The following is a 24999-nucleotide window of genomic DNA, read 5'->3' on the forward strand; positions in this document are numbered from 1 at the left end:
GGTCACAGCGCGCCGGCGGCGCGCAGCGCGTCGACCAGCTCGGCGGCCGCGGCGGCCGGGTCGGCGGTGGTGATGACGTGCCGGCCGCGGGCGCTGGGCGCGGGCCGGGCGGTGCCGACGACCTCCGTGGCGGCGACCGGCGCCGGCACGTCGAGGCCGGCGAGCGCGAGCACGTCGGTGGGCTTCTTCGCGGCCCCGAGGATGTCCTTCATCCCCGGGACGCGCGGGACGACCGCGTCGGCGGCGACCGCGAGCACGGCGGGGCCGGTGACGTCGAGCACCTGCACGCCGCGGTCGGTGGCGCGCTCGACGACGAGGCCGCCGTCGGCCGCCTGCACGTCGCCCACGGCCCCGAGCCCGGGCCAGCCGAGGTGGCCGGCCAGCGTCATCGGCACCTGCCGGTCGCCGTTGTCCACGGACTCCGGCCCCGTGAGCACGACGTCCACGTCCCCGACGGCCCGGACGGCCGCCGACAGGACCGCGGCGACCGCGGTGCTGCCCAGGCCCGCCAGCGCGTCGTCCGCGACGAGGACCAGCCGGTCCGCCCCGCGCGAGAGCATGGCCTTGCGGGCCAGCGGGGTGTCCGAGGCGGCGGGCCCGACGGACAGGGCGACGACCTCGCCGCCGGTGGCGTCCGCGAGGCGGCGGGCCACCTCGAACGCGACGGGGTCGTGCTCGCTGACGGCGCTCTTGGACCGGCTCCAGTCGACGGTGCCGTCCGGGCGCACCTCGGCGTCCTGGGGGTTCGGCGCCCACTTGCAGGCGACGACGATCTTCATGGTTCTCTCCTCCGGCGGGCGGTGGTCGGTGGGGTGCAGCGGGTGCTCAGCTGTGGTCCTTGACGATCTGCCGGCCGGCGATGTGCACCATGATCTCGTCGGTGCCGCCGCCGAACCGGTGGCCGCGGATGTCCCGCCAGAGCCGGGAGACCCGGGTGCCGACCGTGACCCCGACGCCGCCGAACACCTGCATCGCCTCGTCCGCGACCTCGAACGCCGCCATCGCGCAGTACCGCTTGCACAGCGCGCCCTGGCTCCTCAGCGGGACGTCCCGGTCGAGCATCCAGGCGGTGCGCAGCACGAAGTTGCGCATGTTCTCGACCTTGATGGCCATGTCCGTCAGCTTCTGCTGGATGAGCTGGAACTGGCCGATCGGCTTGCCGAACTGCACGCGCTGGGCGGCGTAGGTGGCGGCGTCCTCGTAGGCGCACTCCGCCAGCCCCCAGCACTGGGAGGCGATGACGAGGCGCTCCATCTCGAAGTTCCGCATGAGCTGCTTGAAGCCGGCGCCCTTCACGCCCACGAGGCACGACTCGGGCAGGGTGACGTCGTCGAGGAAGATCTCGCAGGAGTCGGAGATGTGCCAGACGATCTTCTCGAGCGGGTTCGTCGACAGGCCGGGCGCGTCCATCGGCACCAGGTACATCGAGATCGCCTCGCGGGGGTTCGCGACGGCCGGGTCCTTCGCCATGAGCAGCAGGTACCGCGACTGCAGGGCGTTGGTGATCAGCGTCTTGGTGCCGTTGAACGTCACCACCCCGTCGTGGTGCACGGCGGTGGTGGACATCGCGGCGTTGTCGGAGCCGGCGCCGGGCTCGGTGAACCCGAGCGCGAACGGCACGTCGCCGGAGGCCAGCAGGCCCAGGATCTCCTGCTTCTGCTCCTCGGAGCCGAACTCGAGGATGTCCATCGCCTGCAGCAGCTCGAGCCCGTAGCCGTTGTTCAGGCCCTGCCGCGCGACCCGCGCCGCCAGCAGCACGAGCGTCGTGGCGTCGACGGGGGTGCCGCCGTACTCCTCGGGGAAGCCGAGGGACGCGAAGCCGGCCTCGTGCAGGGCCTTGCGGAACGCCGTCGGCGGCGTGTGCGTCGCGTCCAGCTCGGCGATGTACGACTCGGGGCACTCGCGCTCGAGCAGGTCGTCGAGGCTCGAGAGCAGGAGCTCCTGCTCGTCCGTCAGGCCGAAGTCCATGGTGCTGCACCCTCCTGGTGGTGGCGCCGGCTCGCGTCGTCGCGGCCGGGGCGGGCGGGGCGGTGGACCCCCGCGCTCGTCCATCGTGCGGTGGCGCCGACCGCCCGTCCGGGGACGATGGTCCCAATTTCCGACTCTCCCAGTCCGAAATAGTCGGCGTCGCAGCACACTGCCGACGAAGGAGTCCGCCCGTGGCCCAGATCATCACCGCCGACGAAGCCGCCGCCCTCGTCCCGGACGGCGCCACCGTGGCCCTGTCCGGGTTCGGCCTGGCGTGCGTGAACGAGGAGACGATGGCCGCCGTCGAGCGCCGCTTCCTCGCCACGGGCGCCCCGCACGGCCTGCACGTCGTGCACGCGAGCGCCGTGGGGAACCGCCGCGACAAGGGCATGAGCCACTGGGGCCACCCGGGGCTGGTCCGTCGCTGGATGGGTGGCATCGCGATCGCCTCCCCCGCGTTCGCGCAGCTCATCTCCGAGGACGCGGTCGAGGCGTACAACCTGCCGCAGGGTGTCATCACCCAGCTCTACCGGGAGATCGCCGCGCACCGCCCCGGCGTCATCACGAAGGTCGGGCTCGGCACCTTCGTGGACCCGCGGGTCGAGGGCGCGCGGATGTCGGCCCGCACCACGGAGGACTACGTCCAGGTCGTGGAGCTGGCCGGCGAGGAGTGGCTGTTGTACCCCTCCTTCCCGATCCAGGTCGGCCTGATCCGCGGCACCGTCGCCGACACCCGCGGCAACCTGACGCTGAGCAAGGAGGGCCTCAAGATGGAGGTCCTGCCGATCGCCCAGGCGGTGCACAACTCGGGCGGCGTCGTCATCGCGCAGGTCGAGTCGGTCGCGGAGGCCGGCTCCCTCGACCCGAACGACGTCACGGTCCCGGGCCTGCTCGTCGACTACCTCGTGGTCTCCGAGCCCGAGAACCACTTCCAGACCGAGAACACGCACTACAACCCGTCGTTCTCCGGCCAGCTGCGCGTCCCGCTGTCGTCCGTGGCGTCCATCCCGCTCGGCGAGCGCAAGGTGATCGCCCGCCGCGCCGCGATGGAGCTGCGCCGCGGGGCGGTGCTGAACCTCGGCGTCGGCATCCCGTGCGACGTCGGCTCGGTCGCCGCGGAGGAGGGCGTGAGCGACCTGGTCCTCGGCACCACCGAGGCCGGCGCGGTCGGCGGCGTCCCCGCCGGCCTCCAGGACTTCGGCCACTCCTGGAACCCCGAGGCACTGGTCGACCACCACGCCCAGTTCGACTTCTACGACGGTGGCGGCCTCGACGTCGCGGTGCTGGGGCTCGCGCAGACCGACGCGCACGGCAACGTCAACGTCTCGAAGTTCGGGAGCCGGGTCGCGGGCTGCGGCGGTTTCATCAACATCTCCCAGTCGGCCCGCACGCTCGTGTTCGCCGGCACCTTCACCGCCGGCGGCCTCGAGACCGAGGTCCGCGACGGCACGCTGCGCATCGTCACCGAGGGCCGGGCGCGCAAGTTCCTCGCCGACGTCGAGCAGATCACCTTCTCCGGCGCCGTGGCCACGAAGGCCGGGCAGCGCGTGCTGTACGTGACCGAGCGCGCCGTCCTCGAGCTGCGGGACGGCCGGATGACCGTCACCGAGATCGCACCCGGGATCGACCTGCAGCGCGACGTGCTCGACCTCATGGACTTCGTCCCGGACGTCGCGGCCGACCTCCGGACGATGCCCGCCGGGCTGTTCTCCGAGACGTGGGGCGGGCTGGCCGACCTCGTCGGCTGACCCGTCCCGGCACCACCGCTCCCGCACCACCTCTCCCGCGCCACCCCCTCTCGCCGGAAAGGCACCACCGCCATGACCTCGACGACGACGTCGACCCCTCCGATCAACCGCTGGACCGTGCTGTGGTCCTCGGTCGCCGTGCTCATGTGCACGGGTGCGATCTACGCGTTCTCCGTGCTCGCCGGCCCGCTCAGCGAGGCGCACGGCTGGACGATGCCCCAGGTGATGATGGCGTTCACCATCAACGCGGCGGTCGGCCCGATCCCGATGATCGTCGGCGGCGTCCTCACCGACCGCGGCTGGACCCGCTGGCTGGTCCTCGTCGGCGGCCTGATGTTCGCCGCCGGGTTCGCGCTCACCGGCGCGGCCTCGTCGCTGACGGCGCTGTACCTGTCCTACGGGGTGCTCGCCGGCCTGGGCCAGGGCCTGGCGTACTCGGGCTGCCTCGGCAACACGATGAAGCTGTTCCCCGACCGGCGCGGTCTGGCCGCCGGTCTCATCACCGGTGGCATGGGCGCCGCGTCCGTCATCGCGGCCCCGGTCGCGAACGCGATCATCGCCGGCCCCGGCGTCCGGTCGGCGTTCGTCTGGATGGGCGCCGCGTACGCCGTCGTCGTGGTCGTCGCCTCGCTGTTCCTGCGCGCCGCGCCGGTCGGGTTCACGCCCGCCGGGTGGACCCCGCCCGCGGGCCGCCCCGCCCTCGCCGTGCCGTGGCGGCGCACCCTGGCCACCCCGGTGTTCTGGGCGATCTTCGTGATGATGGCGTTCGGCGCGTTCTCCGGGCTGATGATCGCGTCCAACGCCTCCCCGATCGGGCAGAACATGTTCGGCCTGACGGCGGCGACCGCCGCGGTGTTCGTCTCGGTGTACTCCGCCTGCAACGCCCTGGGCCGCGTGCTGTGGGGCGCGGTGTCCGACCGGCTCGGCTACACGACGGCGCTGTCGATCATCTACGGGGTCGTGGCCCTGTGCCTGCTCGTGCTCGTGCTCGTGTCCTCGACGGCCGGGTTCGCCGTGGGCATCATCGGCCTGGGGCTCTGCTTCGGCGGCGTCATGGGCGTGTTCCCCGCGCTGACGATGACGAACTTCGGCCCCCGCTACCAGGGGGTCAACTACGCCATGGTGTTCGTCGCGTACTCGGTGTCCGCGTTCTTCGCCCCGCGGCTCGCGTCCGGCATGGCCGCGGACCGCGGCGGCGACTTCACGGTGCCGTTCGTGGTCGCCATCGTGCTCGCGCTGGTCGGCGTCGGCCTGGCCACCGCGTTCCGCGGGATCCAGCGCGCGCACCTCGCCCGGATGAGCGCCGCCTCGCCCACCGCGCCGGCGCCCGCGCCCGCGGCGGCCCGCTGACCCACCCGCCCGTCCCCGGCCGGCCCACCCCCACGGGGGACGGGCCGGCCGGCCCGCACCCGGAGGAGCCGATGCCCGTCGACCTGAGCACCGCCGCCGCGCTCGAGCAGGTGGCGGTGCACGACCCCGCCGCGCCGAGCCTGGTGTACGGCGCGACGGTCACCTCCGCCGCGGAGCTCGCGGCGACGGTCCGCGCCCTGGCGGACGCCCTCGGCGCCGCCGGGGTCGCGCCCGGGGCGCGGGTCGCCCACGTCGGCCGGAACTCCGCCGCGCTGCTCGTGACCCTGCTCGCCTGCGCGTCGCTGCGGGCCGTCGCCGTGCCGCTCGGGTTCCGCGCCTCGGCCGCCGAGCTCGCGGCGCTCCTCGACCGCTGCGAGCCGGCGGTGGTCGTGGCGGAGCCGGCACACGTCGCCGACGCCGACGCGTGGCCGGGGGCGGGGGGCGCGCTGCGCGTGCAGGTCGACGACGACCCCCTGGCCGGTCCGCCGGTCCCCCGCCCCGGCTGGCGGCCGTGGTCCGCGCTGCTCGCCGCGGGCGACCCGCAGGCGCCCGCCCGGCACCGCGCGCGCCCGGACGACGCCGCGCTGCTGCTGTTCACCTCCGGGTCCTCGGGCCGGCCCAAGGGCGTCCCCCTGACGCACGCCAACCTCTGGTGGAGCGCCGTCGGGGCCGACGCGGCGTTCGGCACCGGCCGGGGCGGGACGACCCTCGCGGTCGCGCCGATGTCGCACATCGGCGGCCTGAACGGGCTCGCGCTGCGCACGCTCGGGACCGGGGGCACCGTCGTGGTCCGCCGGGCCTTCGACGCCGACGCCGTCCTGACCGACGTCGCGCGGCACCGGGTCACCTCGCTGTTCGGGGTCCCGTCGATGTACGCCGCGCTGGCCCGGTCGCCGTGGTTCGCCGGGACCGACCTCAGCAGCCTGCGCACGGCGCTCGTCGGCGGCGCCCCGCTGCCCGCGGCGTTGCTGCGCCGGTACCTCGACCGCGGTGTGCCGCTGCTGCAGTCGTGGGGCATGACGGAGACGGCGCCCGCCTGCACCTGCGTCCCCCGGGACCGGGTCGCGGACCGGGGCACCACGGTCGGGCAGCCGCTCGCGTTCGTCCGGCTGCGCCTCGTCGACCCGCGCACCGGCGCGGACGTCGAGCAGCCCGGCGAGCCGGGCGAGCTGTGGGTGTCCGGCCCGCAGGTCACCGCCGGCTACTGGCGCGACCCCGCGGCGACCGCCCGGGCGTTCCCCGAGCCGGGCTGGTTGCGCACCGGGGACGTCGCGGTGCGCGACGCCGACGGCGGCTACCGGGTCTGCGGCCGGATCGGCGACGTGATCAACACGGGCGGGGAGAAGGTGCACCCGGCCGAGGTCGAGGCGGCGCTCGACGGCTGCCCCGGTGTCGGGCAGTGCGCCGTGGTCGGCGTCCCGGACGAGGTCTGGGGCGAGACCGTCGTGGCCGTCGTCGTCCCCGCGCCCGGGACGGTCCCGGACCTCACCGACCTGCGGACCCACGCGGCGCGCACCATCGGGCGCCACAAGCTGCCGCGCCGGCTGGTCCTGGTCGACGCGCTGCCGAGCACCGCCACGGGCAAGCTCGACCGCGCGCGCGTGCGCGAGCTGGCCCGGGCGGACGGGACCCACGCGGAGCACCTCCGGTCGAGCACCGCGGAGGTGTGACTCCCGCGGCGCTCAGGCGGCGGGTCCCAGCCGACCCGCGAGGACCGCGTCCGCGACCGCCCGCGCCTCCCCCGCGCCGGCCACCACCGCGTCGGCGTAGCCGGTCAGCCACGCGGCCACCCCGTCCGGGGTCCCGGTGGCGAACCGCGCCGCTCCCGCCAGGTACGGCGGCAGCGCGGCCGCCCAGGTCGGCTCGGGCAGCACCGCGCCCGTCGGGTCCAGCCCGCGCACCGCGAGCAGCACCCGCGCGGCCGCCCGCGCCACCACCCCGTTGCCCTGGGCGAACGGACGCAGCGCGAGCACCTCGCCGTGCACGACCGCGGCGACCAGCAGCGCCGGCGCGCGCGTCGAGGCGACGGTCCGGGTCAGCAGCGCGACCCGCGCCGCCGCCGCCCCGCCGTCCGGCGCCTCGCCGAGCCCGGTCAGGTCCTGCGGGAGCGCGCCGGCGCCGCGCAGCCGCCCGAGGTCCGCGTCCGGCCCCCACCCCGCGGCCGCCGCGGTGTGCAGCCGCGCCAGCACCTGGCTCAGCGGCGGCAGCGCCCCCGCCGAGGGCGCGCCGAGGTCCGGTCGCCAGCCGGCGGCGAGCACGGTGGCGCGCAGCGCGCCCGCCGCGACCGCGAGCGCCGCGTCGCCGTCGGCGGGCCCGGGCCCCGGGGAGCCGGTGGCGACCGCGCGCAGGGCGTCCAGCGGCACCCGCGCCCCGTCCGCCGCCGCGCTCGCCCGCGCCGCGCGCAGGTCCGCCTCGGCCCGCACCTCGCGCCACCGCCGCCGGAACGCCTCGTGCCAGCGCAGCTCCTCGCAGGCCGTCCTCGCTCGATCCACCGCGTCCCGGACCCCCGGCAGGTCGAGCAGCGGCGCGAGCGGGTCGTCGCCCGCGGGCGGCGGGGGCGGGGCGACGGGCAGCACGCCGCCACCCTACGAGCGCCGACCGGGAGCGCGGCGCGCCGAGGTCCCGACGTGGGCACCGCACCGTGTTCCGGGTCACACTGACCCCATGCCCTCGACGCCGAGCGTGTCCTCGTCCATCACCGCGCGCCTGCACGTGGAGGCCAGGCCCACGGCCGTCTCCGAGCTGACCTCCGCGATCGAGCAGACCGGCGGGATCGTCACCGCGCTCGACGTCACCGCGTCGGGGCACGAGCGGCTGACCGTGGACGTCACCTGCGCGACCAGCGGTGAGGAGCACGCCGCGCAGATCGTCGCGGCCCTGCGCGCGCTGCCCGGCGTGGACGTCGAGCGGGTCAGCGACCGGACCTTCCTCATGCACCTGGGCGGCAAGCTGTCGATCGAGTCGAAGGTGCCGCTGCGCAACCGCGACGACCTGTCGATGGCCTACACCCCGGGGGTCGCGCGGGTGTGCGAGGCGATCGCCGCACGGCCGGACGACGCCCGCCGCCTGACGATCAAGCGGAACACCATCGCCGTGGTCACCGACGGCAGCGCGGTGCTCGGGCTCGGCGACATCGGGCCGCTGGCGTCGCTGCCGGTGATGGAGGGCAAGGCGGCGCTGTTCAAGCGGTTCGCCGGGATCGACGCGTTCCCGCTCGCCCTCGACACCCAGGACGTCGACGAGATCGTCGAGACCGTCGTCCGGGTCGCCCCGGTGTTCGCCGGGATCAACCTGGAGGACATCTCGGCGCCGCGGTGCTTCGAGATCGAGCGGCGGCTCCGCGAGCGCCTGGACATCCCGGTGTTCCACGACGACCAGCACGGCACGGCGATCGTCGTGACCGCCGCGCTGACGAACGCGCTGAAGGTCGTCCGCAAGGAGATCGGCCAGGTCCGGGTCGTGCTGTCCGGCGCGGGCGCGGCCGGTACCGCGGTGCTCAAGCTGCTGCTCGCCGCGGGCGTGCACGACGTGGTGGTCGCCGACATCGACGGCATCGTGCACGCCGGGCGCGAGCTGGCGTCACCCGAGCTGCGCTGGATCGCCGAGCGCACCAACCCGCGCGGCGTGACGGGCGAGCTGCGGGGCGCGCTCGCCGGGGCGGACGTGTTCATCGGGGTGAGCGCCCCGAACATCATCACCGGGCAGGACCTCGCGACGATGGCCCCGGACGCGATCGTGTTCGCGATGGCGAACCCCCGGCCGGAGATCGACCCGGCCGAGGCGGCGCGGTACGCGGCGGTGGTCGGCACCGGCCGCAGCGACGTCGCGAACCAGATCAACAACGTGCTCGCGTTCCCGGGGGTGTTCCGCGGACTGCTCGACGCCCGGTCGCACGTCATCACCGACGCGATGCTGCTGGCCGCGGCGCGGGCGCTCGCCTCGGTGGTGACCGACGACGAGCTGAACCCGGCGTACATCATCCCGAGCGTGTTCCACCCGGACGTCGCCTCGACCGTCGCCGCCGCGGTCGCGCAGGTGGCGGGTGCGACGGCCGGGCCGCGGGCAGACACGGGGTCGGTGGCGGTCGTCCCGGTCCCGGGGATCTAGGCCGCGGCCTCCCCCGGCGACGCCCCCGCCCCGGGGCGCCGCGCACCGCGCCCGTAGGATCGCCCGGTGCAGTGCCACCACTTCGACGCCGCCCGGTGTCGCTCCTGCACCTGGATCGAGCTGCCCTACGCCGACCAGCTCGCCGCCAAGCAGGAGCGCTGCCGGGAGCTGGTCGACCCGTTCGGCCCGCTCGACTGGCAGCCCCCGGTGGCGAGCGCGGAGTCCGGCTTCCGGAACAAGGCGAAGATGGCCGTCGGCGGCACCGTCGAGGCGCCCACGCTGGGCATCCTCGATTCCGGGGGTGTCGGCGTCGACCTGCGGGACTGCGGCCTCTACCCGGCGTCGCTGCAGGCCGCGCTGCCGGTGCTCGCGGAGTTCGTGACGCTCGCCCGGCTCGTGCCGTACGACGTGCCGACGCGGCGCGGCGAGCTCAAGTACGTGCTGGTCACCGAGTCCCCCGACGGCGAGCTGATGGTGCGGTTCGTGCTGCGGTCCTCCGAGGCGCTGCCGCGGCTGCGCAAGCACCTGCCCTGGCTGCTGACCGCCCTGCCCCGGGCCGTCGTCGTCTCCGCCAACCTGCTGCCGGAGCACAAGGCGGTCCTCGAGGGCGAGCAGGAGGTCGTGCTCACCGAACGCGCCACCCTGCGGATGCGGGTCAACGACGTCGACCTGCACCTGCGGCCGCAGAGCTTCTTCCAGACCAACACGGACGTCGCCGCGGCCCTGTACCGGATCGGGCGGGAGTGGGTGGACGCCGCCGAGCCGCGCTCGGTGTGGGACCTGTACTGCGGGGTGGGCGGGTTCGCGCTGCACGTCGCCCGGCCGGGTCGCGCGGTCGTCGGCATCGAGACGTCGGCCGAGGCGGTGGCGAGCGCCGAGCAGAGCCGCGCCGACCTCGGCCTGCCCGACGTGCGGTTCGCCGCGGGCGACGCGACGGCCTTCGCCCTCGGGGCCGGCGCCGCGCCGGACCTGGTGATCGTGAACCCGCCGCGGCGCGGCATCGGTCCCGCCCTCGCCGGCTGGCTGGAGGACTCGGGCGTCCGGGACGTCGTGTACTCGTCGTGCAACGCCGCGTCGCTCGCGCGCGACCTGGCCGGCATGCCGTCGCTGCGCCCCCGCCGGGCCCGGCTGCTCGACATGTTCCCCCAGACGGGTCACTACGAGGTCGTCGTCGCGCTGTCCCGGGGCTGAACCAGCGGCCGGGCGTGCCTTTCGTCCCACGTCTGGGGCGTCGCGGCGCTGGACCCTGATCGCATGCTCAGCGTCGCCGAGGCCCTCGACTACCAGACGCAGGCGGCCCGGACGAAGACGGACCTCGCCCGCCGCCCCGGCGTCTACCTCGTCAACACGATGCTCGCGGGGGCCTACATCGGCCTCGGCGTGGTCATCATGGCAACCGCCGGCGGGCCGCTCGCCGATGCCGGGTCCGGGTTCACCCCGCTGGTCCAGGGCCTCGTGTTCGGTGTCGCCCTGACGATCGTCGTCGTCGCCGGCGGCGAGCTCGCCACCTCCGGGATGATGGTCTTCACCCAGGGCGCGATGCGCGGCACCATCTCCTGGGCTCGCGCCGGGGGCACGCTGCTCGCCTGCCTGGCCGGGAACCTGCTGGGCGCGTTCGTGCTGGCCGTGATCCTGCACCTGTCGGGGGCGCTCGGCCCCGACCGCCCGGCGGGCCGGATGATCGCGTCGATGATCGCCCACAAGGCCGAGGAGAGCGGCACGGAGCTGTTCTTCCGCGGCGTCATGTGCAACCTGATGGTCTGCCTGGCCATCTGGTGCGCGGGCCGGCTGCAGAACGAGGTCGCCAAGATCATCGTGATCTTCGCCTGCGTGATGGTGTTCATCACCTCCGGCTTCGAGCACGTGGTCGCCAACATGACGACGTTCTCGTTCGGCCTGGTCGGCGGGCTGGAGGGCGCCACGGTCGCCGAGTTCGGGCGGAACGTGCTGCTCGTCGGGCTCGGGAACCTGGTCGGCGGCGGGCTGCTCGTCGGCGCCGCGAACGCGGTCGCGGCCGCCCCGGCGCGCGTGCCGGCCACCCCCGTCGAGCCGGAGCCGGAGCGCGAGCCCCTGGCCGCCGCCGCGCGCTGAGCCCGCGCACCGGTCGAGCACCGGTCGAGTGGAAGGTCTGGCCCGACACGCCGACGGTGTGTCGGGCCAGACCTTCCACCGGCGGGGCCACGCACCGGCTCCCGGGCCCCCAGATCGCACCCGATCCGGACATCTCGGGCGCGCCGGAGGGCAGGTGGCGAGCAGGCCCTCTACCGTCGGACGGAGAACGGACGTGACCAGCACGGCCGCGTCGACACCGAAGCCGCTGCGCGGGAGGCGCCTGACGCTCCTGCCCCGCACACCGTGAGCCGGCGACAAGGGAGCAGAGATGAGCAGCACCTCGGACCGCGAGCAGGACGACACGACGTCGACCGCGCCCGACCCCGCGGAGCAGCCGGCTCCCGAGCCGGGCACGGTCGACGAGGCCGGCACGACCGGAGCGACCCCGGAGGCCGGCGCGACCGCGGCGAACACCGGCACCCCGCCCCGTTCCGCGACCGTCCCGCGTTCGCCGAGCGCGCCCACCACGCCGACCGAGCGGGTGCCCACGGTCCCCGCGTCGGGTGCGACGTCCCGTGACGCGACCGCCCCGACCACGGCCTCGCGGGGCGCCGCCGCACCGGCACCGGCCACCGCGACCGCGGCCCGGACGACCGACCCCGCCCCCGGCGCCACCGGCACCCCGTCCCGCGGCACGAGCACGCACCGGGCCGTCCGCCCGGCGCCGACCCCGCCGGCGCCGGAGGTCCCCCCGGCCTCGGCGCTGCCGAGTGCCGCGCACACCCCGGGCACGCCCGGCGGACCGGGCACCCCGGGCGGGCCCGGCACCCCCGGCGGGCCCGGCACCCCCGGCGGCCCCGGCTCCGCGCGGTTCGCCGCCGACGGCTCCGGCGCGCCGACCGCCCCGCTGCCGACCACGCCCGCGGGCGGCGTCGCCCCCGGCGCCGCCGTCGCGGCGTCCACGCCGACCACCCCGGCCCCCACCGAGCCGGTCCGCACGAGCATCCGCGGGGCCGAGGCGCGCGCCGCGGCGGTGCTCACCCGGGACTCCGACGACGGCTCGAGCCCGGCGGCCCCGGGCGGGGACGGCGCCGGCGGGCTGCCCGGCACCGGGCCGTCCGACGCCACGGTGCCCTACGGCGACCCGTCGGCCCCCGCGCCGGCCGGCCCGCCCGCGCCCGTGATCCCCGGCGCGCAGCACCCCGGCGCGGAGGACGAGCACCCGGCCCGCCCGCGCGGCCGGCGCGCCGCCGCGGCGGCCTCGGTCCCGTCGGCCGAGCCCGCCCACCGTCCCGGCGGGGGTGCTCTCCGGCACGTGCTCGGCGCGCTGGTCGGCCTGGTCGTCGGCGCGCTCGGCGTGTGGACGGTGCTGTTCGGCCAGTCCCGCGTGCTGGCGGCGCAGGCGCCCGGCTGGGACGCCTCGTACGACGCGCTCGGCGTGGTGCTCGTGACGGCCGGCGTCCTGGTGCTGGCCGTCGTGCTGGGCCTCGGCCTGTGGACCCCGACCGTCCCGATCACCGCGGGGCTCGTCGCCTCGGTCGTCGGCGTGGTGCTGCTCTACGTGCCCGCGACGACGCACGTGGACGTCGTCCGGTGGGTCGCCACGGAGGGCACCGAGTACTCGGTCGTGCGGGCGACCGTCACCGCGACGTCGGGCACGGTGTTCGTCGTGGGGGCGCTGCTGCTCGTCGCCGGTCTGGTGCTGGCCGCGGCGCGCCGCCGCTGGCTCCCCCGGGTCTGACGCTCGAGGGCCCCGGCGCCCACGCCAGCGACGACGCACTCGCCAGGGACGAAAGTCCTACTAGAGTGCCGAGAGACGCGGCATCCGAGCCGCGCCAGATCGCACCGACGTCGTTGCGCTGGAGGCACACGTGGCCCTCGACAGCTCCACCCCGCAGTCCGCACCCGACGGGGCCCCCACCCCCGCGGACGGCACCGCCCCGGACGCCCCCGCGCCGGGGCTGGAGAACCTCCTCACCGAGGACCGCCGGTTCCCGCCGGACCCGGCGTTCGCCGCGCAGGCGAACGCGCACGCCGAGCTCTACTCCTGGGCGAACGCGGCGCGGCTCGAGTTCTGGGCGGAGCAGGCACGCTCGCTCCTCGACTGGGCCGAGCCGTTCCACGAGGTGCTCGACTGGTCCGGCGCCCCGCGCGCCCGGTGGTTCGGCGACGGCCGGCTCAACGCCGCGTACAACGCGGTCGACCGGCACGTCGCGGCGGGCCACGGGGACCGGGTCGCGCTGCACTTCGAGGGCGAGCCCGGCGACACCCGCACGCTCACGTACGCGGACCTGCAGCGCGAGGTGTCCCGCGCCGCGAACGCGCTCACCGCCCTGGGCGTGCAGACCGGCGACCGGGTGGCGATCTACCTGCCGCTGATCCCGGAGGCCGTCATCGCCATGCTGGCGTGCGCCCGGATCGGCGCCCCGCACTCGGTGGTCTTCGGCGGCTTCTCGGCCGAGGCGCTGCACACCCGGATCCTCGACGCGGACGCCCGCGTGGTCATCACGGCCGACGGCGGCTACCGGCGCGGCGCCCCGAGCGCCCTGAAGCCCACGGTGGACGAGGCGCTGGCCAAGGGCAGCGGCGACGTCGTCCGGAGCGTGCTCGTCGTCCGGCGGACCGGCCAGGACGTGCCCTGGACCGAGGGCCGCGACGTCTGGTGGCACGACGCCGTCGACGGCGCGTCCGACACGCACGAGCCGGTCGCGGTCGAGGCGGAGCACCCGCTGTTCATCCTCTACACGTCGGGCACCACCGGGAAGCCGAAGGGCATCTTCCACACCACGGGCGGCTACCTGACCCAGGCGGCGTGGACGCACCTCAACGTCTTCGACCTCAAGCCCGAGACGGACGTCTACTGGTGCACGGCCGACGTCGGCTGGGTCACCGGGCACACGTACGTCGTCTACGGGCCGCTGATCAACGGCGCGACGCAGGTCATCTACGAGGGCACCCCGGACACCCCGCACCGCGGCCGGTGGTGGGAGATCGTGCAGAAGTACGGGGTGTCGATCCTGTACACCGCGCCGACGGCCATCCGGACCTGCATGAAGTGGGGCGAGGACGTCCCCGGGCAGTTCGACCTGTCGAGCCTGCGGGTGCTGGGCTCGGTCGGCGAGCCGATCAACCCCGAGGCCTGGACCTGGTACCGCCGGGTCATCGGCGGCGACCGCACGCCCGTCGTCGACACGTGGTGGCAGACCGAGACCGGCGCGATCATGATCAGCCCGCTGCCGGGGGTCACCGTCGCCAAGCCGGGCTCCGCCCAGACCCCGCTGCCCGGCATCGCCGCGGACGTCATCGACGACGACGCGCACCCGGTGCCGAACGGCTCGGGCGGCTACCTCGTGCTCACCGAGCCGTGGCCGGCCATGCTCCGCGGCATCTGGGGCGACGAGCAGCGGTTCCGGGACACGTACTGGGCCCGGTTCCCCGGGATCTACTTCGCCGGGGACGGCGCCAAGAAGGACGAGGACGGCGACATCTGGCTGCTGGGCCGGGTCGACGACGTGATGAACGTGTCCGGGCACCGGCTGTCGACCACCGAGATCGAGTCGGCGCTGGTGTCGCACCCGTCCGTCGCGGAGGCGGCCGTCGTCGGCGCGCACGACGACACCACCGGGCAGGCCGTGGTCGCGTTCGTGATCCTGCGCGGCGGCGCGGCCGAGCAGTCGCCCGAGGACACCGCGACCGAGCTGCGCGCGCACGTCGCGCAGCAGATCGGCCCGATCGCCAAGCCCCGGACGATCCTCGTGGTCCCGGAGCTGCCCAAGACCCGGTCCGGGAAGATCATGCGCCGCCTGCTGCGGGACGTCGCCGAGCACCGGCAGGTGGGCGACGCGACGACCCTGGCCGACTCGTCGGTGATGGACCTCATCCAGCAGGGCCTGGCGGCTCCGAAGGGCTGACCGGGCGCGCCCGCCGTAGACTGGACGCGTGCCCCGCCGACGTGCGGGGCACGCGTCGGTCCGCCACCGTCCTCCGGGCGGGGCCTCGGCCGGCGGGGACCGGAGCAGCAGGGGGCGTCAGTGACCGGGTGGGACCTCACCGCGCGTCGCGCCGTCGACCTGCGCCGGGTCGCCAGCGCGCTCTGTCGCTGAGCAGCCGCCTCCGTCCCCCCGCCCGCGTCACGCGGGCCTCCTCCCACCCCACGGGCGCGCCCCGACGCGCGCCCGCGAAAGGCTGCTGCATGTCCTCCACCGCTCCTGCGGTGCGGGAGCGCTCGCGCGTCCGCACCCTGCTCGGCACCTTCGGCTTCCAGATCATCGCGGCGCTCGTGCTGGGCGTCGCGCTCGGCTGGGTCGCGCTCGCGATGGGCCCGGTGAACGCGGGCACCGACGCCGAGTCGCCGAACTGGCTCACCAGCACGCTCGACACGGTCGGCTCGTCGTTCGTCACGCTGCTGCGCGCGATCGTCCCGCCGCTGATCTTCGCCGCGATCGTCGCGTCGGTCGCCAACCTGCAGAACGTCGCCAACGGCGCCCGCCTGGCCTGGCGGACCCTGATGTGGTTCGCGATCACCGCGCTGATCTCCGTGGTCATCGGCATCGGCCTCGGCCTGGTGCTGCAGCCCGGCAACCACACCACGATCAGCCTGGACGACGCGAAGGAGCCCGGCCGCACCGGCTCCTGGACCGACTTCCTCGACGGCCTGATCCCGGGGAACCCGCTCGGCCTGGGCGCGAGCACCACCGCGGCGGACGACGGCTCGCTCAGCACGTCCGTCAGCTTCAACGTCCTGCAGATCGTCGTGATCGCGATCGTCGTCGGCATCGCGGTGCTCCGCACCGGGTCGAAGGCGCAGCCGTTCCTCACGTTCGTCCGGTCCGCGCTGGCCGTGATCCAGAAGGTGCTGTGGTGGATCATCCGCCTGGCGCCGCTCGGCACGCTCGGCCTGGTCGGCAACGCGGTCGCGTCGTACGGCTGGGACTCGCTGGCGTCGCTCGGCCGGTTCGCGATCGCCGTGTACGTCGGCCTCGCGCTGGTGCTGTTCGTGGTCTACCCGGTGATCCTGCGCGCGAACGGCCTGGGCGTGGCGCGCTGGTTCCGCGGCGCCTGGCCGGCCATCCAGCTGGCGTTCGTGTCCCGGTCGTCGATCGGTACCCTGCCCGTGACGCAGCGGGTGACCGAGCGGAACCTCGGCGTGCCGTCGGAGTATGCGTCGTTCGCCGTGCCGCTGGCCGCCACGACCAAGATGGACGGCTGCGCGTCGATCTACCCGGCGATCTCGGCGATCTTCGTCGCGCAGATCTTCGGCATCGACCTGTCGGTGCTGGACTACGTGCTGATCGCGTTCGTGTCGGTCGTCGGCTCCGCCGCGACCGCCGGGCTCACCGGAGCGATCGTGATGCTCACGCTGACGCTGTCGACCCTCGGCCTGCCGCTGGCCGGCGTGGGCCTGCTGCTCGCGATCGACCCGATCCTGGACATGGGCCGCACGGCGGTGAACGTCGCCGGGCAGACGCTGGTGCCGACGATCGTCGCGAAGCGCGAGGGCATCCTCGACCGCGCGCAGTACGACACCGCCCAGGCGGAGGACCTGTTCACCGACGACGAGGCAGAGCCCGAGCCGGCCCCGACCCGCTCCCCGGAGCCGGCCGCCGCCCGCTGAGGCGGACGGTCCGTCGCCCCGAGCCCGCCGAGATAGGACCGTCACGCCGAGATAGGACGCCCGACGGCCCTATCTCGGCGTGGACGTCCTATCTCGGCGCAGCGGGGCGCTCGGCGCAGTGGGGCGCTCGGCGCAGCGAGGGGCCGGCGCAGCAGCCGGCCCGGCGCGTCAGCGCGCCGGGTGCGTCAGCGTCCCCGTGCGGGCGACCTCGCCCAGCCAGTGCGCGCTGGGCTTCGGGGTGCGCTCGAACGTGTCGCGATCCCAGCCGATCAGGCCGAACGTGGGCGCGTACGAGCCCCACTCGTAGTTGTCGAGCGCCGACCAGTGCAGGTAGCCGCGGACGTCGATGCCGTCGGCCATGGCCTCGTGCACGCCGACCAGCGCGTCGTGCGTGTAGTCGATCCGGCGGGCGTCGTCCTGCGTGGCGATGCCGTTCTCCGTCACCACGACCGGCACACCGCCGGTGCGCTCCCAGGCGTTGCGGATGCCGATGCCGATCGCGGGCGGGAAGTACTCCCACCCCGTGAGCGTGGTCTCGGCGCCCTCGGGGACCGGCAGCGGGTTGCCCTGCGGGTCGATGAACGTGCGCAGGTAGCCCTGCACGCCGATCCAGTCGTCGCCCTTCGCGGCGTCGAGGAAGATGTCCTCCCGCGGGTAGCCGTAGGCCTTCGTGGCCTCCTCGGCACCCGGCGCCGCGTGGTACGCCTGGGTCGCCACCGACCAGCCCGACCGCACCTGCGGCAGCTGCGCCAGCACCCCGCGCGACCGGCGGTGCGCCTCGATCAGCGCGTCGGTGATCTGCGGGTCCGGCGCGGGCAGCCGGGAGGCCGTCATCTCGGTGCCCTCCTCGCCGCGGGTCATGGCGACCATGTTGGGCTCGTTGATGGTGCACACCCACTCGACGTCGTCGCCGAGGACGGGCAGCGCGATCTCGGTGAACCGCTCGAACAGCGCCGGGGCGTCGGGGTTCCGCCAGCCGCCGCGCTTCGCGAACCAGCGGGGGTGCGTGAAGTGGTGGAGCGTCACCGACGGCGTGAGGCCGTGCTCGCGGCAGGTGTCGACCATGCGGCGGTAGTGCGCGAGCTGCGCCTTGGACACGAAGCCCGGCTCCGGCTCGATCCGCGCCCACTCGATGCTGAACCGGTACGAGTTGAAGCCCAGCGACGCGAGCAGCGCGATGTCCTCGGGGTACCGGTGGTAGGAGTCGGCGGCGTCGCCGGACGGCTCGGCGAGGTCGGTGCCCGGCGCGTGCTCGCGCACCCACCAGTCGGAGTTGACGTTGTTCCCCTCGACCTGGTGCGCGGCGGTGGAGGCGCCCCAGAGGAAGCCCTCGGGGAACTGGCGGCTGACGGACATGCGGGTCCTTCCGGTGGTGCGGTGTGCGAGGTACGGGGGTGCCGGCTACTTGAGGCCGACGGTGGCGATGCCCTGGACGAAGTACCGCTGCAGCGCGACGAACAGCAGCAGGATCGGCGTGATGACCAGCACCGCGCCGGCCAGCAGCAGGCCGTAGTCGGTCGCCTGCTGGCCCGTCGAGTACAGGGAGAGCGCGACGGGCAGCGTGTACATGTCCTGGCTCTGCGCCGCGACGAGCGGCCAGAGGAAGTTGTTCCACGAGCCGAGGAACGTGAGGATGCCGAGCGTCGCGAGGGGCGGGCCGCACAGCGGCATGACGACCCGCGCGAAGATGCGCAGCTCGCCGGCGCCGTCGATCCGGGCGGCCTCCATCAGCGGCTCGGGGATGCCGAGCATGAACTGCCGCATGAGGAACACCCCGAGCGGCTGGGTCAGGAACGGCAGGATCAGGGCCGGGTAGGTGTTGAGCAGCCCCAACGAGGTGACCTGCACGAACAGCGGCACGAACGTGACGACGCCCGGGACCATCAGCATGACCATGACCAGGGCGAACAGCGCCTTCTTGCCCGGGAAGTCCATCTTGGCCAGCGCGTAGCCGACCATCGAGCAGAACAGCAGGTTCCCGAGGACGGTCACGACCGCGACGATCACCGAGTTGGTGAAGAACTGCCCGAAGTTCAGGTCGGTGAACCACCGGCCGAAGTTGTCGACCGTCGGGTCCTGCGGCCAGATGGTCGGCGGCTTCGTGAGGATCTCGCGCTGCGTCTTGACCGAGCCGAGCACCATCCAGACGAACGGCAGCAGCCAGAGCAGCACGCCGACGACGAGCACGGTGTAGGTGAGCGCGCGCCCGGTGGGCAGCCGACGGCGGCGCGTCCGGGCCGGCTGCGCGAGCCGGTCGACGGCCGGGTGCGGCGACGGCGGGGTGATCGTGGACATGGTGCGGATCCCCCTCAGTCCTGCGACCGCAGCAGCCGGAACTGCAGCAGGCTCAGGAGCGCGATGGCCAGGAACAGCACGTAGGACGCCGCGGAGGCGAACCCGTACTTGCCGAAGCCGAACTGCTCGAACGTGTAGAAGGCGGTCGACAGCGTGGAGTCGAGAGGGCCGCCCTGCGTCATCACGAAGGCCTCCTCGAAGAACTGCAGGTAGCCGACGGAGATGAGCACCGCGCCGAGCAGCAGCGTCGGGCGGAGCAGCGGCAGCGTGACGCTGCGGAACCGGCGCCACGGGGACGCCCCGTCCATCACCGCGGCCTCCTGGACCTCGGCAGGCACGGACTGCAGGCCGGCCAGGAAGATCACCATGAGCGTGCCGACGTTGCGCCAGACGGCCATGAGGATCAGCGACGGCAGGGCCCAGGTGGTCGAGCTGAGCCAGTTCGGCCCCTCGATCCCGACCCAGCCGAGCGCCGTGTTGAGCAGCCCGTCGGGCTGCAGGATGTACCGCCACACCACCGACACGGCGACGATGCTGGTCACGACCGGGGCGTAGAACCCGACGCGGAACGCCGACCGGAACCGGCTGATCCCGGAGTTCAGCGCGACCGCGAGCGCCAGGGCGACCGCCATCGTCACGGGGATGCCGACGATCACGAACGTGCCGGTCACGCTGAGGGACTTCAGGAACCGCGCGTCGCCGAACAGCGCGACGTACTGGTCGAGGCCGACGAAGTTCACCGCGAACGGCGTGCGCACGTCCCGCGACGTGAAGTCCGTGAACGACATCGCGAACGACGACACCAGCGGCACGAGCATGAAGAACCCGAACACCAGGACGAACGGCAGCGCGAACATCCACGCGACCATCCCCTGGCGCCGGCGGCGGGCGGCGGCCGGCCCGCGGGAGGGGGCCGGCGCCCGGCCGGGTCGCGTGGACCCGGCCGGGCGGGGTGCGGCTGTGGTGGTCATGGGGGTCAGCCCACGCCGATCGACGTCGCCTGCTGCTGCAGCTCCGCGAGGGCCTCCTCGGGCGCCTCGCCGCTGACGGTCATCCGCTCGAGCACGGAGTCGGCGGCCGCGCCGACCTGCACCCACGCGGTGTTCACCGGCGGGGCCTGCGTGTCCTCGAGCTGCTCGCCGAACACGGCCAGCTTCTGGTCGTCGGCCAGCGACGGGTCGTCCCACGCGGACTGCTGCGACGGCAGGTCGCCGGTCACGTCGTACCACTGCACCTGGACGTCCGGCTGGGTCAGCCAGTCGACGAGCTTCCACGCGGCGTCGACGTTGTCGGAGTCCTGGAACACCACCAGGTTGGAGCCGCCCGCGAACGAGGTCGACGACTCGCCGGCCGGGATGCGCGCGGTGGCGTACTTGTCCTCGAAGCCCTCGCCGCCGAGCGTCGCGAGCTGGCCCATCATGAACGGGCCGTCGATGAGCATCGGGGTGGTGCCGGCGACGAACTCCGCCTCCTGGGCGCCCGCGCTGCGGTCGGCCGAGGCGTTGGCGATCCCGTCCGAGAAGAACGACGTGTAGTACTCGTAGGCCTCGACCATCTCCGGGGTGTCGAGCGTCCACTCGGTCTGGTCGTCGTTCATCAGGCTCGCGCCGTTCGACCACGGGGCCCACAGCGAGCCCTGGAACGAGTCGTTGCCCGCGGACTGCAGCCGGATGCCGTAGTCGGCGCCCGCCTTCGCCTGCATGTCGGCGGCCATCTGCTTGAGGTCCTCCTGCGTGGCCGGCGCCTCGGTCCAGCCCGCCTGCTCGGCCAGGTCGGTCCGGTAGTAGAGGACGCGGGTGTCCACGTACCAGGGGACGCCGATCGCCGTGCCGTCCAGCTCGGCGGTACCGAGGGAGCCCTCGAAGATGCCGCTGGTGTCGATGGCGTCCGGGACCGGGGCGAACGCGTCGCCGAACTCGGCCATCCACGTGGTGCCCATCATGGCGACGTCCGGGGTCGTGCCCGCGGCGATCGCGGTCTGGAACTTGTCGCGCGCGGCGTCCCACGGGATCGGCACGACCTCGATGTCGACGTCCGGGTTGGCGTCGGTGAACTCCTGCACGAAGTCGGGCAGGGCCTCGCCCTCGGCACCCATCGCCCACACGGTCAGCTCGCCCGAGGCGGCGCCCTCGGACAGGGTCGCGGCGTCGGTGGCCGCGCCGCCGGTGTCGTCGGAGCGGCCGCACGCGGTCAGTGCGGTCAGGGCGAGCGCGGTCGCGACGGCGACGCGCGCAGCGGGACGGATCATGGTGCGTTCCTCCTCGAACGGACGGGGCGGCGCGGTCGGCGGGCGCCTCGCGCTTCTATGCGCTTAGATCATGGGAGATGTTATGCGCATAGAATGACCGGCGCAAGGGGGACCGGCTCGGGGCGCCGGAGCCCCTACCATCGTGCGGGGCCCCCGAGGAGGTGGTGCAGTGCCGCGTCGACCGACCGTCTACGACGTCGCCGAGCGCGCGGGGGTGTCGATCGCCACCGTGTCGTTCACGTTCCGCCAGCCCGAGCGGGTGCGCGACTCGACCCGCGCCGCGGTGCTCGTCGCCGCGAGCGAGCTCGGCTACGTGCCGAACGCGAGCGCACGGGGCCTCGCGCACGGGCGCACCGGCGCGCTCGGCCTGTACTCGTTCGACCTCATGCTCGCCGCGCCGCAGAAGGGCGCCGACGGCGCGCTGCCGGTCGCGACCCCGATGCCGCCCGACGACACCGACCCCGACGCCGACCCGCGCGCCTTCCCGCTGTACGTGGACGAGGTGCAGCGCGGCTTCGAGCTCGAGTGCTGGCAGCGCGGTCAGGCCCTGCTGCTCAGCAGCGGCAGCGGGTCCGGCGCGTCCGTGACGGAGGTCGCCGGCCGTGTCGACGGCCTCGCGGTGTTCCCCGGCCCGACGCCCGTCGGCACGCTGGAGAACGTCGCGCGGCGCATCCCCGTCGTCGCGTTCAGCACCCCGCCGGTCGCCGACGGCCTGCACCACATCGGCGTCGACAACCGCGCCGGGATGCGGGACGTGGTCGACCACCTGGTCCGCGACCACGACCTGCGGGACCTGGGGTTCGTCGGCCGGCTCACCACCCCCGACTACGCGGAGCGGTTCGCGGGGTTCCGCGAGGCCGTCGCCGCCGCCGGGCTGCCCGAGCCCGCCGAGCCGCTCGACCCCACCGACCTCGCCGAGCCGCACCGGTTCGAGGTGCTGGCCGCGCTCGCCGCCGAGGACCGGCTGCCGCGGGCGCTGGTGTGCGCGAGCGACCAGCTGGCCCTCGGCGTGCTCGACCTGCTCGCCGCGCGCGGGGTCCCCGTGCCGGAGCGGGTCGTGGTGACCGGGTTCGACGGCATCCTCGCCGGACGCCTGGCGCGGCCGTCGCTCACGACCGTGCGGCAGCCGATGGCCGCGATGGGGCGGCTCGCGGTGCAGGTGCTCGTGCGGCACGCCGGGGCGCCCGCGCAGGAGCCGGAGTCGCACCGGCTGCCCGTGCGCGTGGTGCGCCGCGAGTCCTGCGGCTGCCCGCCACCGGCCTGAGCCGGCGGGGGACGGGCGGCGCGGTCAGCCCGCCGCGTGCTCGCGGACGTGGCGGACCAGCGCGGCCGTCGCCGCGGACGGCCGCCGGTCGCGCGGCACCGCGAGCGCCAGCGGCCAGCGCGGCCCGGTGGCGAGCGCGACCGCCGGGAGGTCGGGCGCGGCCTCGGCGGTGAACCGCGGCACGATCGCGACCCCCAGCCCGTGCCGGACGTAGCCCGCCACGGTCCCGATGTCGGCGACCTCGACGGTGACCCGCCGCTCCAGCCCGGCCGCGGCGAACGCCGCGTCCGTCGCCACCCGGTTGCCGTAGCCGGCGGGCGAGTCGATGAAGTCGAGCGCCGCGACCTCGGCGAGGTCGACCGGGCGCCCGCCCGCCCGGTCCGCGAGGTCGTGACCCGGGGGGACGAGGAGGTCCATCGGCGCCGAGGCGAGGTCGAGCAGCCGCACGCCCGGCGCCGCCCCGCCCGGCACGGACACGAACGCGAGATCCAGGTGCCGGTCCGCCACCGCGGCGGCCAGCCCCGCCGAGCCCGAGGTGGACGCGCTGAGCCGCAGCGCGACGCCCGGGTGCGCGCGGTGGAAGGCGCCGAGGAGCGCGGGCACGTCGACCAGGCCGACCGACGGCATGGTCCCGACCCGCACGGTCCCGGTGAGCCCGCCGCGCACCAGCTCGACCGCCTCGCGGGCGTCGCGGGCCGCGTCCAGGGCGGCCCGGGCGTGCGGCAGCAGGGCCGCCCCGGCGTCGGTCAGCGCGACCCGGCGGGGCCCGCGGGTCAGCAGCGGCGCGCCGACCTCGCGCTCGAGCGCCTGCACCGACGCGGACACGGCGGACTGCACGAGCAGCAGCCGCCCGGCCGCGGCGGTGAACGTGCCCTCCTCGACGACCGCGACGAACGCGCCGAGCTGACGGAGCTCCATCGACCCAGGCTATCGCTGTCGGCGATGGCAGGTATCCAGGATCAGTGTTGGACGCGATGGGTCGGCGGGGCGCACCGTGGCGGGGCACGCGCACCCCGACCGAGAGGACGGCCGCCCGACATGTCCACCCCCACGCTCCACCGCTCCGGCCGGGCCGCCGCGCCGACGGTGGCCGACCGCCCCGCGTCCGCGACGAACGCGCCGCACGCCGCGCCCGCCGCCCCGCCCGCGCCCACCGCGTCCGCCGGCCGGCACCGCGCCGGCTTCTGGCTGGTCGCCGCGGCCTTCCTCGCCACCATGGCGTTCTCGACCGTCCCCGCGCCGCTCTACCCGCTCTACCAGGCGGCCGACGGGTTCTCGACGTTCACCGTCACCGTCGTGTTCGCGGCGTACGCGGTGGGCGTCGCGCTCGCGCTCGTGCTCGCGGGTCACGTGTCGGACTGGCTCGGGCGGCGCCGGGTGCTGCTCCCCGCGCTCGCCCTGGAGCTCGCCGCCGCCGCCCTGTTCCTGTCCGGGACGGGCCTGGCGACGCTGCTGGCCGCCCGGTTCGTCAGCGGGCTCGGCGTCGGGATGCTGACCGCGACGGCCACCGCCCACCTCGCCGAGCTGCACGCCGCGCACCGGCCCGGGGACGGCGGGCACCGGCCGCAGGTGGTCGCCGTCGTGGCGAACATCGGCGGGCTGGGCGCCGGGGCGCTCGCCGCCGGGGCGCTCGCGCAGACCGGCGTCGCCCCGCTGCGGCTCTCCTACGCGGTGTTCGCCGGGCTGCTGCTGCTCGGCGTCGTCGGCGTGCTGATCGCGCCGGAGACGGTCCGACGCCCCGCGGCCCGCCCCACGTACCGCCCGCAGCGCCCGCGCCGGGCGGGCGGGGACCCCGCCGCGCAGCGCCTCGCGTACGCCGCGGCGTTCGCGTCGTTCGCGGTGTTCGGGGTGTTCACGTCGGTCGCCCCGGGGTTCGTGGGCGGCACGCTGCACCACACCTCGCGGCTCCTCGCCGGGCTCGTGGTCTTCGTCGTGTTCGGCGCCGCGGCCGCGGTGCAGGCGGCCACCACCCGGGTGCGGCCGGCGACGCGCCTGCGGGCGGGCCTCGTCGCGCAGGCGGGCGGGCTGGTCGTGCTGACCGCCGGGATGCTCGCCGCGAGGCTCGACGTGTTCCTCGTCGGCGGGCTGGTCACCGGTGCGGGGGCCGGGCTGCTGTTCGCGGCCGCGTCGGGCACGGTGGCGGCCCTCGCGGCGCCGCACCAGCGCGGCGAGGCGCTGGCGGGGCTGTTCCTGGTGGCGTACCTCGGGCTGAGCCTGCCCGCGATGGGCCTCGGCCTGCTGGCCCGGGTCCTGCCGCAGGCGACGGCGATGGCGCTGCTGGCCGGCGCGCTGCTGGTGCTGCTCGCGGCGCTCGCCGCGGCGGCCCACCGCACGCGCACGCCCCGCCCCTGAC

20 protein-coding genes are annotated in these 24999 nt (G+C 75.1%); 12 read left to right on the forward strand and 8 right to left on the reverse strand.

Annotated features, from left to right (window positions below):
* Positions 1 to 2: 2 nt before the first annotated feature.
* Both FS882_RS02580 and FS882_RS02585 read right to left on the reverse strand, forming a co-directional pair.
* Positions 3 to 779, reverse strand: coding sequence for an electron transfer flavoprotein subunit beta/FixA family protein (locus FS882_RS02580; protein ID WP_158370567.1), 777 nt, complete (start codon positions 777 to 779; stop codon positions 3 to 5).
* Between the two features lie 46 nt (positions 780 to 825).
* Positions 826 to 1968: an acyl-CoA dehydrogenase family protein gene (locus tag FS882_RS02585; protein ID WP_158370569.1), complete on the reverse strand. Its 1143-nt coding sequence runs from the start codon at positions 1966 to 1968 to the stop codon at positions 826 to 828.
* 191 nt (positions 1969 to 2159) lie between these two features.
* Here FS882_RS02585 and FS882_RS02590 point away from each other — a divergent pair, with 191 nt between their 5' ends.
* From FS882_RS02590 to FS882_RS02600, 3 genes are all read left to right on the forward strand, one after another.
* A complete protein-coding gene (locus tag FS882_RS02590; protein WP_158370571.1) occupies positions 2160 to 3716 on the forward strand; it encodes an acyl CoA:acetate/3-ketoacid CoA transferase in 1557 nt (518 codons plus the stop codon).
* A gap of 72 nt (positions 3717 to 3788) precedes the next feature.
* Positions 3789 to 5066, forward strand: coding sequence for an OFA family MFS transporter (locus tag FS882_RS02595; RefSeq protein ID WP_158370573.1), 1278 nt, complete (start codon positions 3789 to 3791; stop codon positions 5064 to 5066).
* Positions 5067 to 5137: 71 nt separating this feature from the next.
* The gene (locus tag FS882_RS02600) at positions 5138 to 6736 is read left to right on the forward strand and encodes a class I adenylate-forming enzyme family protein (RefSeq protein ID WP_158370575.1); all 1599 of its coding nucleotides are present in this window, start codon (positions 5138 to 5140) and stop codon (positions 6734 to 6736) included.
* Between the two features lie 12 nt (positions 6737 to 6748).
* Here FS882_RS02600 and FS882_RS02605 read toward each other — a convergent pair whose 3' ends face one another.
* A complete protein-coding gene (locus FS882_RS02605; RefSeq protein ID WP_262348023.1) occupies positions 6749 to 7642 on the reverse strand; it encodes a Fic family protein in 894 nt (297 codons plus the stop codon).
* Between the two features lie 88 nt (positions 7643 to 7730).
* Between FS882_RS02605 and FS882_RS02610 the strand changes: the two genes are divergently transcribed.
* The 7 genes from FS882_RS02610 to FS882_RS02635 all read left to right on the forward strand — a co-directional run bounded on the left by FS882_RS02610 (position 7731) and on the right by FS882_RS02635 (position 16839).
* Positions 7731 to 9173 carry an NAD-dependent malic enzyme gene (locus FS882_RS02610; RefSeq protein ID WP_158370577.1) on the forward strand — a complete coding sequence of 481 codons (1443 nt, stop codon included), beginning with the start codon at positions 7731 to 7733 and terminating at the stop codon, positions 9171 to 9173.
* A gap of 66 nt (positions 9174 to 9239) precedes the next feature.
* The gene (gene rlmC, locus FS882_RS02615; RefSeq protein ID WP_158370579.1) at positions 9240 to 10364 is read left to right on the forward strand and encodes a 23S rRNA (uracil(747)-C(5))-methyltransferase RlmC; all 1125 of its coding nucleotides are present in this window, start codon (positions 9240 to 9242) and stop codon (positions 10362 to 10364) included.
* A gap of 63 nt (positions 10365 to 10427) precedes the next feature.
* Complete coding sequence (locus FS882_RS02620; protein ID WP_158370581.1) at positions 10428 to 11264, forward strand: formate/nitrite transporter family protein; 837 nt, start codon at positions 10428 to 10430, stop codon at positions 11262 to 11264.
* 289 nt (positions 11265 to 11553) lie between these two features.
* The gene (locus FS882_RS02625) at positions 11554 to 12966 is read left to right on the forward strand and encodes a hypothetical protein (RefSeq protein WP_158370583.1); all 1413 of its coding nucleotides are present in this window, start codon (positions 11554 to 11556) and stop codon (positions 12964 to 12966) included.
* 130 nt (positions 12967 to 13096) lie between these two features.
* Positions 13097 to 15136: an acetate--CoA ligase gene (gene acs, locus FS882_RS02630; RefSeq protein WP_158370585.1), complete on the forward strand. Its 2040-nt coding sequence runs from the start codon at positions 13097 to 13099 to the stop codon at positions 15134 to 15136.
* Positions 15137 to 15256: 120 nt separating this feature from the next.
* Complete coding sequence (locus FS882_RS21800) at positions 15257 to 15328, forward strand: putative leader peptide (protein ID WP_374225953.1); 72 nt, start codon at positions 15257 to 15259, stop codon at positions 15326 to 15328.
* Positions 15329 to 15417: 89 nt separating this feature from the next.
* Positions 15418 to 16839, forward strand: a complete 1422-nt coding sequence (locus FS882_RS02635) for a dicarboxylate/amino acid:cation symporter (RefSeq protein ID WP_158370587.1) — start codon at positions 15418 to 15420, stop codon at positions 16837 to 16839.
* Positions 16840 to 17007: 168 nt separating this feature from the next.
* Here the strand turns inward: FS882_RS02635 and FS882_RS02640 are convergent, their stop codons facing one another.
* Genes FS882_RS02640 through FS882_RS02655 form a run of 4 tightly spaced genes read right to left on the reverse strand, consistent with a single transcriptional unit; the run spans position 17008 to position 21382 of the window.
* Positions 17008 to 18195 (reverse strand): glycoside hydrolase family 1 protein, encoded by a 1188-nt coding sequence (locus FS882_RS02640; RefSeq protein ID WP_158370589.1) that lies wholly within the window; start codon positions 18193 to 18195, stop codon positions 17008 to 17010.
* A gap of 45 nt (positions 18196 to 18240) precedes the next feature.
* On the reverse strand, positions 18241 to 19134 hold the full coding sequence (locus tag FS882_RS02645; RefSeq protein WP_158370591.1) for a carbohydrate ABC transporter permease: 894 nt from the start codon (positions 19132 to 19134) through the stop codon (positions 18241 to 18243).
* Between the two features lie 14 nt (positions 19135 to 19148).
* Complete coding sequence (locus FS882_RS02650; protein ID WP_158370593.1) at positions 19149 to 20105, reverse strand: carbohydrate ABC transporter permease; 957 nt, start codon at positions 20103 to 20105, stop codon at positions 19149 to 19151.
* Positions 20106 to 20110: 5 nt separating this feature from the next.
* Positions 20111 to 21382 carry an extracellular solute-binding protein gene (locus tag FS882_RS02655; RefSeq protein ID WP_187365101.1) on the reverse strand — a complete coding sequence of 424 codons (1272 nt, stop codon included), beginning with the start codon at positions 21380 to 21382 and terminating at the stop codon, positions 20111 to 20113.
* A gap of 169 nt (positions 21383 to 21551) precedes the next feature.
* Here FS882_RS02655 and FS882_RS02660 point away from each other — a divergent pair, with 169 nt between their 5' ends.
* Positions 21552 to 22646 carry a LacI family DNA-binding transcriptional regulator gene (locus FS882_RS02660; protein ID WP_158370595.1) on the forward strand — a complete coding sequence of 365 codons (1095 nt, stop codon included), beginning with the start codon at positions 21552 to 21554 and terminating at the stop codon, positions 22644 to 22646.
* Between the two features lie 24 nt (positions 22647 to 22670).
* On the opposite strand, the gene FS882_RS02665 is transcribed toward FS882_RS02660, so the two are convergent.
* Positions 22671 to 23564 (reverse strand): LysR family transcriptional regulator, encoded by an 894-nt coding sequence (locus FS882_RS02665; RefSeq protein ID WP_158370597.1) that lies wholly within the window; start codon positions 23562 to 23564, stop codon positions 22671 to 22673.
* A gap of 120 nt (positions 23565 to 23684) precedes the next feature.
* Between FS882_RS02665 and FS882_RS02670 the strand changes: the two genes are divergently transcribed.
* Positions 23685 to 24998, forward strand: a complete 1314-nt coding sequence (locus tag FS882_RS02670; RefSeq protein WP_158370599.1) for an MFS transporter — start codon at positions 23685 to 23687, stop codon at positions 24996 to 24998.
* Position 24999 lies beyond the last annotated feature (1 nt).

It is taken from the genome of Cellulosimicrobium cellulans (genome assembly GCF_007679345.1).
In the GTDB taxonomy this organism is placed as follows: domain Bacteria; phylum Actinomycetota; class Actinomycetes; order Actinomycetales; family Cellulomonadaceae; genus Cellulomonas; species Cellulomonas cellulans_A.

What these genes read in the sequence shown, in the direction of transcription:
- FS882_RS02620 (WP_158370581.1), top strand. Translation starts at nt 10,428, where the DNA reads ATGCTCAGCGTCGCCGAGGCCCTCGACTACCAGACGCAGGCGGCCCGG.
- FS882_RS02645 (WP_158370591.1), bottom strand. Translation starts at nt 19,134, where the DNA reads ATGTCCACGATCACCCCGCCGTCGCCGCACCCGGCCGTCGACCGGCTC.
- FS882_RS02635 (WP_158370587.1), top strand. Translation starts at nt 15,418, where the DNA reads ATGTCCTCCACCGCTCCTGCGGTGCGGGAGCGCTCGCGCGTCCGCACC.
- FS882_RS02650 (WP_158370593.1), bottom strand. Translation starts at nt 20,105, where the DNA reads ATGACCACCACAGCCGCACCCCGCCCGGCCGGGTCCACGCGACCCGGC.
- FS882_RS02625 (WP_158370583.1), top strand. Translation starts at nt 11,554, where the DNA reads ATGAGCAGCACCTCGGACCGCGAGCAGGACGACACGACGTCGACCGCG.
- FS882_RS02585 (WP_158370569.1), bottom strand. Translation starts at nt 1,968, where the DNA reads ATGGACTTCGGCCTGACGGACGAGCAGGAGCTCCTGCTCTCGAGCCTC.
- FS882_RS02600 (WP_158370575.1), top strand. Translation starts at nt 5,138, where the DNA reads ATGCCCGTCGACCTGAGCACCGCCGCCGCGCTCGAGCAGGTGGCGGTG.
- FS882_RS02655 (WP_187365101.1), bottom strand. Translation starts at nt 21,382, where the DNA reads ATGATCCGTCCCGCTGCGCGCGTCGCCGTCGCGACCGCGCTCGCCCTG.
- FS882_RS02580 (WP_158370567.1), bottom strand. Translation starts at nt 779, where the DNA reads ATGAAGATCGTCGTCGCCTGCAAGTGGGCGCCGAACCCCCAGGACGCC.
- FS882_RS02595 (WP_158370573.1), top strand. Translation starts at nt 3,789, where the DNA reads ATGACCTCGACGACGACGTCGACCCCTCCGATCAACCGCTGGACCGTG.
- FS882_RS02610 (WP_158370577.1), top strand. Translation starts at nt 7,731, where the DNA reads ATGCCCTCGACGCCGAGCGTGTCCTCGTCCATCACCGCGCGCCTGCAC.
- FS882_RS02670 (WP_158370599.1), top strand. Translation starts at nt 23,685, where the DNA reads ATGTCCACCCCCACGCTCCACCGCTCCGGCCGGGCCGCCGCGCCGACG.
- FS882_RS02640 (WP_158370589.1), bottom strand. Translation starts at nt 18,195, where the DNA reads ATGTCCGTCAGCCGCCAGTTCCCCGAGGGCTTCCTCTGGGGCGCCTCC.
- FS882_RS02665 (WP_158370597.1), bottom strand. Translation starts at nt 23,564, where the DNA reads ATGGAGCTCCGTCAGCTCGGCGCGTTCGTCGCGGTCGTCGAGGAGGGC.